Raw genomic sequence first — 15,954 nt, 5'->3', positions numbered from 1 at the left:
CCAGCCTTGCGGCCGATTCATAAAAGCGATTTGGCGCCCCCGAACGGGCACCAAGGTTAGGTACCGGACTTGATCTTGGTCCAACTCCGGGTGATTAGACGCTGTACCGAGCGGGGATGTGCTTCCTGCACATAGAGTCGCTCCAGCACGGCTTGAGGGGGATATACCTCCTCATTGTTGCGCACCGCCTCATCCATAAACTCGCCCGCCCTTGAGTTGGGATTCGCGTAGCCCACATAGTCGCTGACCTTGGCGATCACTTCGGGCTGCAGGACGTAGTTGATGAGGGCGTGCGCCTCTTTGACATTGGTGGCATCGGACGGGATCGCCATCATGTCGAACCAGAGATTGCCCCCCTCTTTCGGAATGCTGTAGGCAATTTTCACCCCCTTGCCAGCTTCATCGGCGCGGGCAGCGGCTTGCAGGATGTCGCCGGAAAAACCGGCTGCCACGCAGATGTCGCCATTGGCGAGATCGCCGATGTATTTGGAGGAGTGGAAGTAGGCCACATAGGGCCGTACCTTGAGCAGCAGCGCCTCGGCCTGCTTGATATCCCCCGTCGCATGACTGTTGGGATCGAGCCCGAGGTAGTTGAGGGCAGCAGGGATCATCTCGTCGGCAGAGTCGAGGAAGGCGACGCCGCAGCGAGAGAGTTTCGCCATATTTTCCGGTTCGAAGATGGTGGCCCAGGAGTCAATCTTGTCGACCCCCAGCACCGCCTTGATTTTGTCGACGTTGTAGCCAATGCCGTTGGTCCCCCACAGATAGGGCACCGCGTACTGATGACCCGGATCCACCTTGTCGAGCTGCTTGAGCAGCACGGGATCCAGGTTGGCCAGATTGGGCAGCAGGGATTTATCCAGCTTCTGGAAGGCTCCCGCCTTAATCTGCTTGGCCAGGAAATTATTGGAGGGCACCACCAGATCGTAACCGGTCCGCCCCGTCAGCAACTTGCCTTCCAGGGTCTCGTTGGAGTCAAACACGTCATAGACGGTCTTGATCCCGGTCGCCTGCTGGAAATCGCTGAGGGTGGTCTCGCCGATATAGTCAGACCAGTTGTAGAAGTGCAGCACAGGGGCAGCCTGGGCCACATTCGCCAATCCCATGGTCAGCGCTATGGTTAGCAATCTGGTTGTATTCACGGTGTCAGTTCTCCTGTTTCAGTGGTTGACCGTCTGCGCATCCATTCGCGCGGCCCATCCGGATGGATGGCATCACTACCCTCCCGGCCGAACTGCGGACCGGGAGGGGCATTCGTTACTTACTTGCCGGACTTGATCTTGGTCCAGCTGCGGGTCATCAGACGCTGCACCTTGGCCGGCAGATCCGGGAAGGTGTAGATCTTCTGCAGGGTCGCCGCATCAGGGTAGATACCCGGATCGGTACGGATCGCCTCATCCACCAGCGGGGTCGCCGCCTTGTTGCCGTTCGGGAACTGCACCACGTTGGTGATATTGGCGATCACCTCCGGCTTCATCAGGTAGTTGATGAAGGTGTGGGCCGCCTCGACGTTCTTGGCATCCGCCGGAATGGCGATCATGTCAAAGAAGCTGCCTGCCCCCTCTTTCGGAATGGTGTAGGTGAGCGCGATGCCATTCTTGGCCTCGGCTGCCCGCGCCTTGGACTGCTGCAAGTCACCGGAGTAACCGACCGCTACGCAGAGGTTGCCGTTGGCCAGATCCGAGATGTACTTGGAGGAGTGGAAATAGGCGGTATAGGGACGGATGGAGAGGAACAGCTCCTCAGCCTTCTTCAGCTCGGCCGGTTTCTGGCTATCCGGTTTGAAGCCCAGATATTGCAGGGCAGCCGGCAGCATTTCGGTCGGGGAATCGAGGAAGGAGACGCCACACTCTTTCAACTTGGCCATGTTCTCCGGCTTGAACACCAGATCCCAGGAGTTGACCGAGGCATCGGCCCCCAGCACGGCTTTCACCTTCTCGGCGTTGTAGGCATATCCGATGGTGCCCCACAGATAGGGGATGGAGTACTGGTTGCCCGGATCGCTCGGCTCGAGCGCCTTGAGCAGGTCGACATCCATGTTTTGCCAGTTGGAGAGCTTGGACTTGTCCAGTTTCTGGAACACGCCCGCCTTAATCTGCTTGGCCAGGAAGGGGTTGGATGGCACCACGATGTCGTAGCCCGAGCTACCCGCCAGCAACTTGGCTTCCAGTACCTCGTTACTGTCGAACACGTCATAGACAACCTTGATCCCCGTCTCCTTCTGGAAGTTATCCAGGGTATCCGGCGCTATGTAGTCGCTCCAGTTGTAGACGTGCAGCACCTTCTCTTCAGCCATTGCTCCGGCACTTGCCATGACCAGAGCCACAGAGGCAGCGATCACTCCTGTTTTGAAAGACATCATCCTTGTCTCCTAAGCAAATTGTATGCGCATGCCAACCTGCCCGACCTGCCTCAACCCTTCAGCTTTGCAGCTGTCAGATCCAGACTGCGCCTGGCCAGATCGACCAATTCATCAACCTGTTCCTCGGTGATGACCAAGGGGGGCGATATGATCATGGTATCGCCTACCGCCCTCATCACCAAGCCATTGTTAAAGCAGAACTCCCGGCAAGTCATCCCCGCATTTGCCTGAGCCGGGAAACGCCGGTTGGTCTGCTTATCCTCAACGATTTCCAGCGCGGCGACCAATCCTTTGCCTCGGGTTTCTCCCACCAGCGGATGATCGGCCAGCTCCGCCCAGCGGCGCTGCAAATAGGGGCCGATAGTATCATGCACTCGCTTAACTATGCTCTCTTTCTGCATAAGCTGGATATTGGCCACCGCCACGGCGCAGGAGACTGGATGACCCGAGTAGGTGAAGCCGTGGTTGAACTCGCCCCCCTCTTCCACCAGCCCCTTGGCAACCCGGTCACTCACCATCACAGCGCCGAGCGGCAGATAACCGGAGGTGATCCCCTTGGCCAGACACATCAGGTCCGGCTTGATGCCAAACCCTTCGCTGGCAAACCAGTGGCCGGTGCGGCCAAAGCCGCAGATCACCTCGTCGGCGATCAGCAGGATGCCGTAGTGATCGCAGATACGCTGGATCTCCGGCCAGTAGCTGTCAGGCGGAATGATGACGCCGCCCGCCCCCTGGATCGGCTCGCCGATAAAGGCAGCCACCTTGTCCACCCCCAGCTCCAGAATCTTCTGCTCCAGCTGACGGGCCCGCTCCAGCCCGAAGTCGTGGGCGCTAATCCCCTGCCCCTCACCGAAGTGGTAAGGCTGATCGATGTGCACTATGCCGGGAATGGGCAGACCACCCTGGGCATGCATCCCCTTCATGCCGCCCAGGCTCGCCCCCGCCACGGTAGAACCGTGGTAGGCGTTGTGGCGACTGATGATCACCTGTTTGTCAGGCTGACCCTTGCTGGCCCAGTAGTGGCGCACCATCCGCAGCACGGTGTCGTTGCACTCGGAGCCGGAGCCAGTAAAGAAGACGTGGTTGAGATGGGCTGGCGTCACCTCGGCCAGCAGGGTCGCCAGCTCGATCACCGGCGGGTGAGCGGTCTGGAAGAAGAGGTTGTAGTAGGGCAACTGCTGCATCTGGCGGGTAGCGGCATCCACCAGCTCCTGGAGGCCATAGCCCATATTGACGCACCACAGCCCCGCCATGCCGTCGAGAATGCGTTTGCCCTCGGAATCCTCCAGATAGACGCCGCTGGCTTTGGTAATAATGCGCGAACCCTTCTTGTTCAGGGCCTGAAAGTCGGTAAAGGGGTGCAGGTGGTGGCTGGCATCCAGTTGTTGCCACTCACGGGTTATCTGCTGCATTTGTTGCTCCTCGGTTCCTTCGATTTGGCAATATTCAGTCGTCAAATAGTCAGGTGGGTAGTCAGGCGGGCTTGCATGCTCGCAGCCACAACCACTCACAGGTGGCTGCCGCCACCTGACTCGCGTTCCGGTCTCTTCGATACAGGGATCGGGGAGGCCGACTCCGACCTCCCCGTTACAGGGGGATCAGACGTTCAGCAGCAGGAACTCCCGCTCCCAGCGACTGATCACCCCGAAGTAGGTCTCGTACTCTTTGCGTTTGACCGCAACAAAGGCGCGGGTGAAGCGCTCCCCCAGCATCTCCTTGATGGGCTCGCACTGTTCGAGATGGCTGAGCGCCTCTTCCAGCGAGCGGGGCAGGCTGTAGGGCAGGTCATAGGCGCTCGACTTCATCTCCGGCAGCGGCTCCAGCTTCTCCATCATGCCGAGATAGCCACAGGCCAGAGTGGCGGCCAGCGCCAGATAGGGGTTGGCATCGGCACCGGCGAAGCGGTTCTCCACCCGGCGGGCACTGGGATCGGAGAAGGGCACGCGCAGGCCGCAGGTGCGGTTTTCCACCCCCCACTGGACGTTGCGCGGCGCGCTCTCGCCAAAGGTGAGGCGGCGGTAGGAGTTGACGTTGGGGGCCAGCAGGGCTGTCACCGCCGGGGTGTATTTCTGCAAACCGGCGATGAAGTGCATGAACTGTTCGCTGTTGCCGCCGTTCGGGGTACCGAACAGGTTGTGGCCGTTCACATCTTCCAGACTCTGGTGGATGTGCATGGCCGACCCCGGTTCGTCGCTCATCGGCTTGGCCATGAAGGTGGCATAGATGCCGTGGCGGTGAGCGGCTTCACGCATGGTGCGCTTGAACAGGAACACCTGATCCGCCAGATCGATGGCATCACCATGCAGGAAGTTGATCTCCATCTGGGCGGCGCCCGACTCGTGGATCAGGGTGTCCACTTCCAGTTCCTGCGCCTCGCAGTAGTCATACATGTCTTCAAAGATGGGGTCGAACTCGTTGACCGCATCGATGCTGAACGACTGGCGGGCGGTCTCCGGGCGGCCGTTGCGACCGACCGGCGGCACCAGCGGATAATCGGGGTCTTCGTTACGAGTGACCAGATAGAATTCCAGCTCGGGCGCCACCACCGGCTTCCAGCCCTGCTTCTCGTAAAATGACAGAACCCGACGCAGCACGGAGCGCGGCGCGATGTCGATCAGCTTGCCGTTGACGTCGAAACAGTCGTGGATCACCTGGGCAGTGGGCTCCAGCGCCCAGGGGACAAAACGGATGGTGTTGGGGTCGGGATAGAGCTGCATGTCCCGCTCCAGCGGGTCGATCATGCTGTCGTCATCCGGATATTCACCGGTCACCGTCTGGGTGAAAATCACCTCGGGCAGACGCATGCCCCCTTCGCGCAAAAACTTGTTGGCTGGGATGATCTTGCCCCGGGCGTTGCCGGTGAAATCCGGGAACAGGCACTCCACTTCCGTGATGCGATTGCTCTCCATCCAGCCTTTGATACTGTCCATGTTAAACCCCGACTTTACGGTTGCCATTGGCAAGGGTGTCTAATATATGGAACACCCTTGTTATAAAATTGTAATCAACATCACCATAAAAGCCCGCCATCAAGGGCAATGTCAAGCGGGCGTGTTTAAAAAACTATAAATAACGGCGCATATAATGACCAAGGCGGCACCAAATACTAAACACTCAAATCCGTACGAAGCCCCCCCTCTCATCGTTGCAAAGGCGATGCCAACAGAGGGTGAAGCAGGCGCCAGATCCCGACCAATCCCCCGCAGGAACGGACCATTTTTTTGCAAGGGCGCACAATCCTTATCCTATTTGCTTTGCTTGGCTGCATTTTTTTGGTACAAGGCCCGCCCTGATTTGCACTCTCTTGCATGAAACAGGTGCAAATCGGGATACAAGGGCTTGGTCTGTAGGCAGACAGCCCCCATAAACAGGGATAATTGGGTTAGTAAACTGACTGGTAGTTAATCGTATGTGTGATTTCATGACTGAAGACCAACTGGCCTTTTACAAGGGGCAGATCGAGCGACAGATCGTCGAGCTCGAAGAGCGCCTGAACTCCCAGGCCAGCCAGGCCATCGCCACCGACACCAACGAGATGGCTGATGAAATTGACCGTGCCAGTATCGAGGAAGCCCGCCGTCTGGAGCTGAACCGCATCGAGCACGACAAGCTGCACCTGCGCAAGCTGCGGGGCGCATTGAAGCGCATCAGCGAAGGGGATTTTGGTTACTGCGAATCTTGCGGTGACGAGATCTCCCTCAAGCGGCTGCATGCCCGTCCGGAATCCCGTTTCTGCGTCGAATGCCAGAGCACCAAGGAATTTAACGATACCCACGTGTTCCGTCGCGTCGCCTGATTCTTCGAAGAACCGTCACCATTCTGGTGCAACAGACGCCAGCAAGGCAGGGCCCCGCGCTCAAACCTTGCACAACGCCTCGCAGCAAGATGGTGACAAGTTCTGTTAGACTCCGGACACCTTCCGGAATCTACAGGAGAACAGAGAGTGAAATGGCTCATCAAGCTGTGTTTGTGCCTGCCACTGCTGGCACAAGCACAGGTTCTGACGGTCAAGGTCCCCAGCCGTCCCGTCAACAATCTTGACCAGGAGTACCAGTACAAGCTGCTGGAACTGGCCCTGACCCGCTCCGGGCAACCCTTTCGCATCCAGCCTGTCGAACTCGACCTCAACCAGTTCACCCTCCAGCAGCAGCTGAGCAAGGGCAAGACCATCAACGTCTTCTGGATGGGCACCTCCAGCGCACTCGAATCCTCCCTGATTGCCGTCCCCATTCCGCTGTTTCGCGGGCTGGAAGGATTGCGACTGTCCTTCATCCACGCAGATGCTCAGGAGAAGTTCAACCAGATCAATACCTTGGCCGACCTCAAACAGCTGAAGGCGGCGCAAGGGGTCGGTTGGGCCGATAACAAAATTCTGGAAAATGCGGGTATCCCGACCTTCTCCGGCCGATACAGCAGCCTGTTTCGCCTTATCAACGACGGCGACAAGATCGACTTCTTCCCGCGCGCCCTGGTGGAGATCTTCGCCGAGCGCAGCGAGCTGGTGGCGCAGTATCCCAACCTCGCCATCGAGCAGCATCTGCTGATCCGCTACCCCTTCGCCCAGTTCTTCTTCGTCAGCCCCGAATACCCCAAGCTGGCCAAGGCGATTCAGACCGGGTTGGAGCGTGCCTATGCCGATGGCAGCTTTATGAAGTTCTTCCATGACAACCCCAAGATCCGCGAAGCGCTCGCCAGCGCCAACCTCGATCAGCGGGTCACCATCGCCCTGCCCAATCCGGATATGACCCCGTTGCTAAAATCCATTCCGGCCCAATATTGGGAGTATCCACCGCAAGGATAAGCATCACGAACGCCTGACCACGAAGGTCAGGCTGCGAGAACACAGTGCGCCAGGGAGGTGCCATGAAAGGAATCCAGGAGTGGTTTGCGCAGTATGGCCAGAGTCATCGCCATCCGGTCAACGTCGCCATCCACAAGCTGGCGGTGCCGGGCATCTATCTCTGCTCGCTGGCGCTGCTCTGGTGTCTGCCACACGGGCCCTTGCCAGAGCCCCTCAACTGGGCGGCAGTGGCAGCCATTCCGGTGCTGCTGTTCTATCTGCAACTGTCGTTTTCGCTGTTCGCGGGGATGGCCGGGCTAACCGCGCTGGGATTGTGGATCTGCCACCAATGGCAGGGGCCGCTGTTGTGGCCGGCCGTGGCAGCGTTCGTGCTGCTCTGGATAGCCCAGTTTGTCGGCCACAAGATCGAGGGCAAGCGCCCCTCCTTCCTCGCCGACCTGCAATTTCTGCTGATAGGCCCCGCCTGGGTGCTTGCCAGCCTCTATCGTCGCCTGGGTATTCCCTATTGAGGAGTACCGGGCCAACAGGAGAGACCATGACACATAACCACACGCGACATAATGCCCTGCGCCGCCCCCTGCCCCTGCCCCTGCTGCTGGGGGCCCTGTTTGCCGGCCCGGCGCTGGCCGACAAGGCCGACCCGGTCGGTGAAGTGAGCACAGCCTTCAAGCTGTTAGGCCCGAACCACAAGATCCTGGTGGAGGCGTTCGACGACCCGCGCATCGACGGCGTCGCCTGCTATCTGGCGCGCCCCAAGACCGGTGGTGTAAAAGGCGGGCTGGGCCTGGCGGAAGATCCCTCCCACGCCTCCCTGTCGTGCCACCAGATCGGCCCCATCACCCTGCCCGAAAAGCTGAAGGCGGGAGAAGAGGTGTTCGATGTCAGCACTTCGCTGGTGTTCAAGGAGCAGAAAGTGGTGCGTTTTTACGACAAGAAACGTAATGCACTGGTTTACCTGACCTACAGCACCAAACTGGTGGATGGTTCGTACAAGAGTGCAGTCAGCGCCGTTCCCATTATGCCGTGGGGACAATAACCAGCCGGTTTGTCCGGTGATAGCTGACCCATTTTGTTGTAATTTGACGACACACACGCTGCGGAGCACATACCATGAAAGTCGCCGTATTCAGTACCAAGAGCTATGACAAAGAGCATTTCAACCAGGCCAACAGCCAGTACGGCTTCGACCTGGAGTTTTTCGATGTGCGGCTGGAGGCCAAAACGGCCCGACTGGCTCACGGCTTCCCGGTGGTGTGTCTGTTCGTCAATGACGATGCCGACCGCGAGGTATTGACCGAATTGGCCGCCAACGGTACCCAGGTGATCGCCCTGCGCTGTGCCGGTTACAACAACGTGGATCTGGCGGCTGCCAAAGAGCTGGGGCTGAAAGTGGTGCGAGTACCCGCCTACTCCCCCGAGGCGACCGCCGAGCATGCTGTCGGCATGATGATGTGCCTCAACCGCCGCATCCATAAGGCTTATCAGCGCACCCGCGACGCCAACTTCTCGCTGGAAGGGCTGGTCGGCTTCAACATGCATGGCAAGACCGTTGGCGTCATCGGCACCGGCAAGATCGGTCTGGCCGCCCTGCGTATCCTCAAGGGCTTCGGGGTTCGCCTGCTGGTGAACGATCCTTACCAGAATCCGGCAGCCATCGAGCTGGGTGCCGAGTACGTGGATCTCGATACTCTGTTCCGCCAATCCGATATCATCAGCCTGCACTGCCCGCTGTTCAAAGAGAACTACCACCTGTTGAACAAGGAGGCGTTCGCCAAGATGAAGGACGGGGTAATGATCATCAACACCAGCCGTGGCGGCCTGCTCGACTCCAACGCTGCCATCGAGGCACTCAAGACCTCCCGTATCGGCGCGCTGGGGCTGGACGTCTACGAAGAGGAAGAGGATCTCTTCTTCTCCGACAAGTCCAACGAGGTGATCACCGATGACGTGTTCCGCCGTCTGTCCGCCTGCCACAACGTGCTGTTCACCGGCCATCAGGCGTTCCTGACCCGCGAGGCACTGCACGCCATCGCCGATACCACCCTCGGCAATATCCGCGCCATCGAGAGCCAGGGCCGCTGCGACAACGAAGTGGAATAAGGGCTCGCCCTCTCTTCGTCACGCGCCGGGTTGTGAGACCCGGCGCCTTCGGGTAGGCTAGCCCCCCTTTTTTATTCAGGAGTCTGGCGCCCATGTTTATCGGATTTGATTACGGCACCTCCAACTGTGCCGTGGCCGTGATGGAACAAGGTAGCCCCAGGCTGCTCAATCTTGGCGCATCCCGCTATCTCCCCTCCACCCTGCATGCGCCCCACCGGGATGCTATCGCCGGTCTGTTGGCCGAAGGGCTGGCCCCCGCCCAGCAGGCGGAATACCTCAAGCTGCGTGGCCCCGTGGTCACCCGCGCCCAGATGGTTCGCCGCCAGATGCGCGAAGAGGGACTGATCGACGAGCTGAGCTTTGGCGGTGCCGCGCTGGAGCGCTATCTGGAAGAGCCGGACGACGGCTACTACATCAAATCGCCGAAATCCTTCCTCGGGGCTTATGGCCTCAAGGCTCCCCAGATCGCCCTGTTTGAAGACATCGTCTGCGCCATGATGCTCCACGTTCGCCAGCAGGCGGAGCAGCAGCTCGGCGCCCCGATCCGCCAGGCGGTGATCGGCCGTCCGGTCAACTTCCAGGGTCTGGCTGGGGAAGAGAGCAACCAGCAAGCTATCGCCATCCTGACCGAGGCGGCCCGTCTGGCCGGTTTCGAGCAGGTGGAGTTCCTCTACGAGCCGGTGGCCGCCGGGTTTGAATTCGAGGCGCGCCTCACCGAAGACGCCGTGGTACTGGTGGTGGATATCGGTGGCGGTACCACCGACTGCTCCATGCTGCGGATGGGCCCGAGCTACCGCGATCAGCTGGATCGCAGCGGCGATCTGCTCGGCCACAGCGGCCAGCGGATCGGCGGCAACGACTTCGATATCCGCCTGACGGTGGAGGGGATGATGCCGCTGCTCGGCATGCACGAGACCCTCAAGACCGGCAAGCCGCTGCCCCACCCGCTGTTCTGGGATGCGGCCGCCATCAACGACGTCAGCGCCCAGAGCCGCTTCTACAGCCTCGACACCGCCCGCCAGCTGCAGGATCTGCAGCTCGACAGCCAGCCCGGCAGCAAGCTGGGGCGTCTGGCCAACCTGCGGGCCCACAAGCTGAGCCACCAGCTGGTATGGCGTGCCGAGCAGGGCAAGATCGCCCTCTCGGAGCAGGAGCTCAATCGCCAGTCGCTGGCCGAGCTGGAAAAAGGGCTGGAAGCGGAGCTGACCCGCGAACAGCTGGCCAACGCCTCGGCCCTGCTGCTGGAGAAGATTGGCGAGCTGATGGACGAAGCGATTGCCGCCGCCGGTGTGCAGCCAGATCGTATCTTCGTCACCGGCGGTAGCGCCCGCTCGCCGCTGATCGCCAGCTTTATCCGCCAGAAGCTCCCGTCCATCCCGCTCGAGGGTGGCGATGACTTCGGCTCGGTGGCTGCCGGTCTTGCCCGTTATGCCGAGCGGCTGTTCGCCAACTGAGCCCTGAGATAGCGTAAATCGATGGCAACATCACCCGTGTGTTGCCATTAAGCGACAGTCGTGCGGGACAAGGGGCGACAGAAGCGGTCGGGCGTCCCCTCTCCCGCCCTGCTCCCGACTGCCCAAAAAGGGTATTCTTGACGCTCCCCCAACCGGAGCCCCCTCATGCCCAGATTGCCCTTTTTGCTGATCCCCCTGTTACTGCTCGCTGGCTGCAGCTCGACCGCCTTTGTTCAGCAAGATCTGCAACACCACCACTGGGTACTGAGCAAACTGAATGGCGAACCGATCAAGGCCCCCCGCGACAATCCTCCCGATTTCGAGATCGGCGAGCACTTCACCGTTAACGGCATCGCCGGTTGCAACCGCTACTTCGGTCAGGGCCATCTGGAAGATGACAAGCTGTGGGTCACCAGTCTGGGCAGCACCGAAATGGCCTGCATGCCGCCGCTCGACACTATCGAACGGGCCGTACTGACCACCCTTACCGAGGGTGCGACCCTGAGCGGCACCAGTCAGAACCTGATCCTGCAGGGCAAACAGCACCGTTTGGAATACACCTTGCGCGACTGGGTGTTCTAGCGCTCACAAAGCCGCATCACAAACAGGAACATGTTGTCCGGCTGTGGCACAATATGAGGCAGAGTTCGCAATGGAGGCTGCCTCAGCCATGTCGATGGATCGCCTGTTTGACAAGATCAAACAACTCCCCACTATTCCCAAGCTGCTGCACGAGTTGATGCAGAGCTTCAACGACGAGAATGCCCGCATCGACGAGATTGCGGCCAAGATCGCCATGGATCAGGTGATCAGCGTCAAGGTGCTGCGGATGGCCAACTCGGCCGCCCTGCGCCGGGGCAACGAAGTGACCTCCATCGAACAGGCGGTGATCCGGCTCGGCTTCAACCGGCTGCGCTCCGTGGTGGTCGCCTCCGGCATCATCGGTACCTTCAAGGCCCCGCCCAGCTTCGACAAGAACAAGTTCTGGACCGAGACCTTCCAGGTCGCCACCATCGCCAAGACCCTGGCCCAGGAGGCCAAGGTGATGGATCCCGAGACCGCCTTCACCTGCGCCCTGATCCACAACATCGGTGAACTGCTTATCCAGAGCACCCTGCCGGAAGAGGCGGAACTCATCAACATGGCGATCCAGAACGGCAGCAGCCGGGTCGAGGCCCAGCGGGAGATGCTGGGCTACGACTATGCCCAGCTTGGTGCCGAGCTGGCGCGGCGCTGGAACCTCTCCGAGGCCTTCGTCGATGCTATCTCCCAACAGCTTGACCCGCTCTCCCACGATCCGGTCAGCAAGGAGGCGGTGCTGATCCGCCTCGCCGTGTTTATCTCCTTCGCCTGGAACGCCGGGGTGCCTGCCCAGGCCATCATCGCCCGCTTCCCCAAACCGCTCGCCGACCAGTTGGGACTGGATCCCAAGTCGCTGGCAGGCCAGCTCGAAACATTGCATGAACAGGGTAATGCCCTCGCCGATCTTCTGACTCAATAAGCATCATGACCCATCCGTTTCTGTTTCATCCCCAGGTGGCGCCCTGGTTCAAAGAGAGCGCCGACGCACTGCAACTGACCCTCTTTAGTGAGCTGGATGCGCCGATCCGCGAGGTGTGGCTGCGCCACGAGCCGGATAACGAGGAGTACCTGATCCCGATGACGGCGGTCTCCACCCGCGATCGGCTGCAGGTGTGGCAGGCGACCCTGCCGCTCATCAAGGGACAGGATATCCACCTCTACAGCTTCAAGTGCCTCACCGACGAGGAGCAGTGGTGGCTGCACGGGGCGGGCGTCAGCGCGTCCATGCCGCCACGGGAGCAACATTTTCGCTTCAACAGCCTGCACCAGCCACCGACCTGGGTGCAGGATCAGGTGTTCTACCAGATCTTCCCCGACCGTTTCTGCAACGGCGATCCGTCGCTGAGCGTCAAGCATCACGAGTACGAGTACCGTGGCAAGGCGGTGATCAGCAAGGCGTGGGGCGAGCCGGTCAGTCGCCACGAAGAGGGCCACGGCGCCTGCGAATTTTACGGCGGCGATCTGGCAGGCATCGATGCCAAGCTGCACTACCTGCAATCTCTCGGGGTGACGGCGCTCTACCTCAACCCCATCTTCGATTCGCCGAGCAACCACAAGTACGACACCCAGGACTACTTCAAGGTGGATGCCCACCTCGGCAGCAACGAGCAGTTCGCCGAGCTGACCCGCAACCTGCACCAGCGTGGCATGAAGATCATCCTCGATGCGGTGGTCAACCACACCTCTACCGAGCACCCCTGGTTCTGCCCGCCACTGGGGGCCCAGAGCAACCCGGACTCCCCGTGGCGCAGCTTCTACACCTTTGATAAAGAAGGGGATTACGTCAGCTGGAAGGGCATTCGCAGCCTGCCCAAGCTCGACTTCTCCTGCGAGAAGGTGCAAGACGCCGTCTATCGGGCCGACGACGCCATCCTCCGTTACTGGATGCGCGCCCCCTACCAGATCGATGGCTGGCGCTTTGACGTCATCCACATGCTGGGTGAGCGCGGCACCGCCGAGGGCAACCGCAGCCATGTACGCGCCATTCGCGGGGCAGTGAAGCAGGAGAACCCGGACGCCTATGTGCTCGGCGAACACTTCTTCGAGGCGAGCCAGTGGCTGCAAGGGGATCAGGAGGATGGCGCCATGAACTACTATGGCTTCGCCCACCCGATCCGCGCCTTCCTGGCGGGGCAGGATATCGCCTACCACCCCATCAAGATCAGCGCCGAAGAGCTGGATCGCTGGCTCAAACTGGCGCGGGCCCACATCCCGTTCAAGAACCAGCTGGCACAGTTCAACCTGCTGGACAGCCACGATACCGCCCGCTTCCTCCATCTGCTGGGAGAGGACAAACAGCGGATGCAGCTGGCCGCCACCCTGCTGCTCACCTATATCGGCGTGCCCTCCATCTACTACGGCGATGAAGTGGGGCTCTCCGGCGGCAACGATCCGGACTGCCGCCGCTGCTTCCCGTGGGATACCACAGACTGGGATCACGTGCTGCACGACCACTATCGTCGGCTGATCCAGATCCGCCGCCAGCGCCCCTCCCTGCGCCGTGGCGATATCCAGACCCTCTACGCCGGGCCCCACAGCTATGTGTTCGCCCGTACCCTGCAAAGCGATCAGGTGGTGGTGGCCTGCAACCGCCATCCGAGCGAGCCGCGCACCATCAGCTTGCCCCTGTGGCAGACCGCGAGCCCCGCCAGCCGCTTCACCGACGCCTTCAACGGCGAGAAGTTTGAAGTGGAGCAGGGCGAGGTGCAGCTCACCATCCCCGCCAACTCGGCCAGGGTGCTGATCTCCAGCTGAGCGGGCAACTGACATGCTGAAAAACAAAACCGGAGCCCAAGGCTCCGGTTTTTTATTCCGTTCAATCCACCATAACGTCTGGCCACTAACCAGCCGCCATCAGTAGTTGATGCTGACGTAGGGCACTTCCGGCACCTGCCACAGCTGTTTGAGATAGACGGTGAGCACGAAGAAGAAGTTGGCCAGCAGGTTGGCGAAGCGGTAGAGGATGGGGTCGAAGCTGACGCCACTCTCCTCGAGGCGCACCAGCAGTCGCACCACCTTCTTGCTGCCACAGCGGCAAAGATGCAGGGTCGGGATCGGCTGCGGCCCTTGCGGCAGCACAAAACCGGTGACCCGGCCCCGGCTCGCCTCGTTGTAGTGGTCATAACGGGTCTTGAGCCACTCAAGGTCTGCCTCGAAGATCCCCAGTTTGCCGCGCACCGAACCGTTGAGGTTATAGATAAGCCGCTGCAACGCCGCGAGATCCGCCAGCATGGGCGCAATATCGGCATCCGGCGAGAGGTGTGACAGCACGGCACCGACCTGGCAGCAGAGCTCGTCGGTGGCGATTTCAAAATCACATTTGAGCGAGGTTTCGAAGATAAAGGGGTAGCAGAGCTCGCGCTTGTCTCTTGGCTTCTTGGGGTTCATGGGGCAACCGGATTGGAGAAAAGGCCAGTTTGCCAGCCCCGGGAAGGGCTGGCAAACGGCAGGTCATTACTTGCGTTACACGCTGTGGCTCAGGCGTTCTTACTGGCGGGCTCGGTGGAGGGCTGGAACTGGTTGATCATCCGCAGCGCCTCCAGCATTCGCTGGTTGAAGCTGGTGAAGCGATCGACCTGTGCCGGTTCCCCTTCCCCTCTCGCGGCCAGCACGGCCGGGGTCAGCGCCTGTTGCTGGGATGGTGGCAGCAGGGTATCTGCCTGTTTCTGCACCTGATCCAGCTTGGGCAGGTAGTCGGCAAACGGCTTGATCAAATCCTGCAGGGAGTGCGCCCCCTGATAGGTCTGGCTCAGCTTGACACTCTGCTTGAGCTTGAGGGAGTAGGAGGCCAACTGGCTGTCATCCAGTTTCAGCTCGCTCGCCTTATCCAGCAGATCCTCGAAGTTGCCGGAGAAGAAGCTCCCCGCCAGCTCGTCGATCCCCTTGACCAGCTTGCCGATGGACTCCATCTCGTCGCTGCTGAGATCCCCCTCCAGCGAGAAGCTGAAGCTCTGGCTCGATTTGAGGCTGAACTGGCTGCCGCTCTCGCTACTCTGGGACTTGGTCTGCCAGCTGTCGTTGAAGCGCAGCACTACCTTGTCGCCATCCTTGGTCTGGATCTCCAGATACCCCTGCTGGCGACTGGCCATCTCGGCCTGTCCCATGTCGGTCGGGGAGACCTTGCCGAAGAACTCCTTCTCGAACTCCTCGAGCCCTTTCTGGATCAGCTTGTAGCTCTGATCGATACCGGTTTTGATATCGTCGTTGTCAGTCGCCCACTTGCCGAGCTGCTTCTTTGCCTCCTCAAAGCCCTTGTCGACCCCCTTGCGGGCCTGCTCCATCATCCCGGTCAGGTCGTCGTCGGATTTGCCATCGGCGCGCGCGGCACCAAGCCGCCCGGTCACGAACTGCAGCACGTTGTCCGCCACCGACTGGAAGTCGAACAGGGTCTCCGGGGTGATCTCCTCGGGCTCTTTCACCTTCGGCGCCTGATAGCCCTGGCCGTTGATCTCCAGCGAGAACTGCAATGCCTGCTGGATCAGCACCTGCGCCCACTTGGGCGGCTTGTGCAAGGAGACCTCCTCCTCGCTCTTGACCTGTTTCTGCTCCGCCTGTTGCGGCGATTTGGGAGAAACACCCACTCCCTTGGGTTGGGCTGCGCCCACTCCTTCGATCTGCATAATGTGTCCTCCCACCATGCCTGTAGATCAGCTATC

General features: G+C 60.4%; 15 protein-coding genes. 9 read left to right on the top strand and 6 right to left on the bottom strand.

The genetic code is table 11. From position 1 onward, the window contains the following. Nucleotides 1–56 precede the first annotated feature (56 nt). From AB5Y99_RS02550 to AB5Y99_RS02535, 4 genes are all read right to left on the bottom strand, one after another. Nucleotides 57–1,142, bottom strand: coding sequence for a polyamine ABC transporter substrate-binding protein (locus AB5Y99_RS02550; RefSeq protein ID WP_005355476.1), 1,086 nt, complete (start codon nucleotides 1,140–1,142; stop codon nucleotides 57–59). A 119-nt stretch (nucleotides 1,143–1,261) separates the two neighbouring features. After that, entirely contained in the window at nucleotides 1,262–2,359 is a 1,098-nt protein-coding gene (locus AB5Y99_RS02545) for an extracellular solute-binding protein (protein ID WP_368208646.1), read from the bottom strand. Nucleotides 2,360–2,412: 53 nt separating this feature from the next. Further along, on the bottom strand, nucleotides 2,413–3,774 hold the full coding sequence (locus AB5Y99_RS02540; RefSeq protein ID WP_368208612.1) for an aspartate aminotransferase family protein: 1,362 nt from the start codon (nucleotides 3,772–3,774) through the stop codon (nucleotides 2,413–2,415). Nucleotides 3,775–3,960: 186 nt separating this feature from the next. After that, nucleotides 3,961–5,292, bottom strand: coding sequence for a glutamine synthetase family protein (locus tag AB5Y99_RS02535; protein ID WP_013723370.1), 1,332 nt, complete (start codon nucleotides 5,290–5,292; stop codon nucleotides 3,961–3,963). Nucleotides 5,293–5,771: 479 nt separating this feature from the next. On the opposite strand from AB5Y99_RS02535, the gene AB5Y99_RS02530 reads away from it, so the two are divergent. The 9 genes from AB5Y99_RS02530 (at nucleotide 5,772) to malZ (ending at nucleotide 14,053) form a co-directional block, all read left to right on the top strand. Further along, nucleotides 5,772–6,158: a TraR/DksA C4-type zinc finger protein gene (locus AB5Y99_RS02530; protein WP_005356952.1), complete on the top strand. Its 387-nt coding sequence runs from the start codon at nucleotides 5,772–5,774 to the stop codon at nucleotides 6,156–6,158. Between the two features lie 147 nt (nucleotides 6,159–6,305). Then, nucleotides 6,306–7,163: a hypothetical protein gene (locus AB5Y99_RS02525; protein WP_058059403.1), complete on the top strand. Its 858-nt coding sequence runs from the start codon at nucleotides 6,306–6,308 to the stop codon at nucleotides 7,161–7,163. A 62-nt stretch (nucleotides 7,164–7,225) separates the two neighbouring features. Continuing rightward, nucleotides 7,226–7,672: a DUF962 domain-containing protein gene (locus tag AB5Y99_RS02520; RefSeq protein WP_043821502.1), complete on the top strand. Its 447-nt coding sequence runs from the start codon at nucleotides 7,226–7,228 to the stop codon at nucleotides 7,670–7,672. 26 nt (nucleotides 7,673–7,698) lie between these two features. Then, entirely contained in the window at nucleotides 7,699–8,199 is a 501-nt protein-coding gene (locus AB5Y99_RS02515; RefSeq protein ID WP_368208611.1) for a CreA family protein, read from the top strand. A gap of 74 nt (nucleotides 8,200–8,273) precedes the next feature. Further along, complete coding sequence (locus tag AB5Y99_RS02510) at nucleotides 8,274–9,263, top strand: 2-hydroxyacid dehydrogenase (RefSeq protein ID WP_005340720.1); 990 nt, start codon at nucleotides 8,274–8,276, stop codon at nucleotides 9,261–9,263. 92 nt (nucleotides 9,264–9,355) lie between these two features. Beyond that, on the top strand, nucleotides 9,356–10,717 hold the full coding sequence (gene yegD / locus AB5Y99_RS02505) for a molecular chaperone (protein WP_075116201.1): 1,362 nt from the start codon (nucleotides 9,356–9,358) through the stop codon (nucleotides 10,715–10,717). A gap of 165 nt (nucleotides 10,718–10,882) precedes the next feature. Further along, nucleotides 10,883–11,299 carry an META domain-containing protein gene (locus tag AB5Y99_RS02500; RefSeq protein ID WP_224969255.1) on the top strand — a complete coding sequence of 139 codons (417 nt, stop codon included), beginning with the start codon at nucleotides 10,883–10,885 and terminating at the stop codon, nucleotides 11,297–11,299. A 70-nt stretch (nucleotides 11,300–11,369) separates the two neighbouring features. Continuing rightward, complete coding sequence (locus AB5Y99_RS02495; protein WP_064341032.1) at nucleotides 11,370–12,218, top strand: HDOD domain-containing protein; 849 nt, start codon at nucleotides 11,370–11,372, stop codon at nucleotides 12,216–12,218. A gap of 5 nt (nucleotides 12,219–12,223) precedes the next feature. Continuing rightward, on the top strand, nucleotides 12,224–14,053 hold the full coding sequence (gene malZ / locus AB5Y99_RS02490; protein ID WP_368208609.1) for a maltodextrin glucosidase: 1,830 nt from the start codon (nucleotides 12,224–12,226) through the stop codon (nucleotides 14,051–14,053). Between the two features lie 99 nt (nucleotides 14,054–14,152). On the opposite strand, the gene AB5Y99_RS02485 is transcribed toward malZ, so the two are convergent. Together AB5Y99_RS02485 and AB5Y99_RS02480 are read right to left on the bottom strand one after the other, a co-directional pair. Next, entirely contained in the window at nucleotides 14,153–14,686 is a 534-nt protein-coding gene (locus AB5Y99_RS02485; RefSeq protein ID WP_368208607.1) for an ATP--cob(I)alamin adenosyltransferase, read from the bottom strand. A gap of 89 nt (nucleotides 14,687–14,775) precedes the next feature. Then, complete coding sequence (locus AB5Y99_RS02480; RefSeq protein ID WP_368208605.1) at nucleotides 14,776–15,918, bottom strand: DUF5610 domain-containing protein; 1,143 nt, start codon at nucleotides 15,916–15,918, stop codon at nucleotides 14,776–14,778. Between the last annotated feature and the right edge of the window lie 36 nt (nucleotides 15,919–15,954).

The organism is Aeromonas sp. R4-2 (genome assembly GCF_040908295.1).
GTDB lineage: Bacteria > Pseudomonadota > Gammaproteobacteria > Enterobacterales > Aeromonadaceae > Aeromonas > Aeromonas veronii.
The sequence above is the reverse complement of the archived record's forward strand: the minus strand, read 5'-3'. Positions and strand labels throughout refer to the sequence as shown.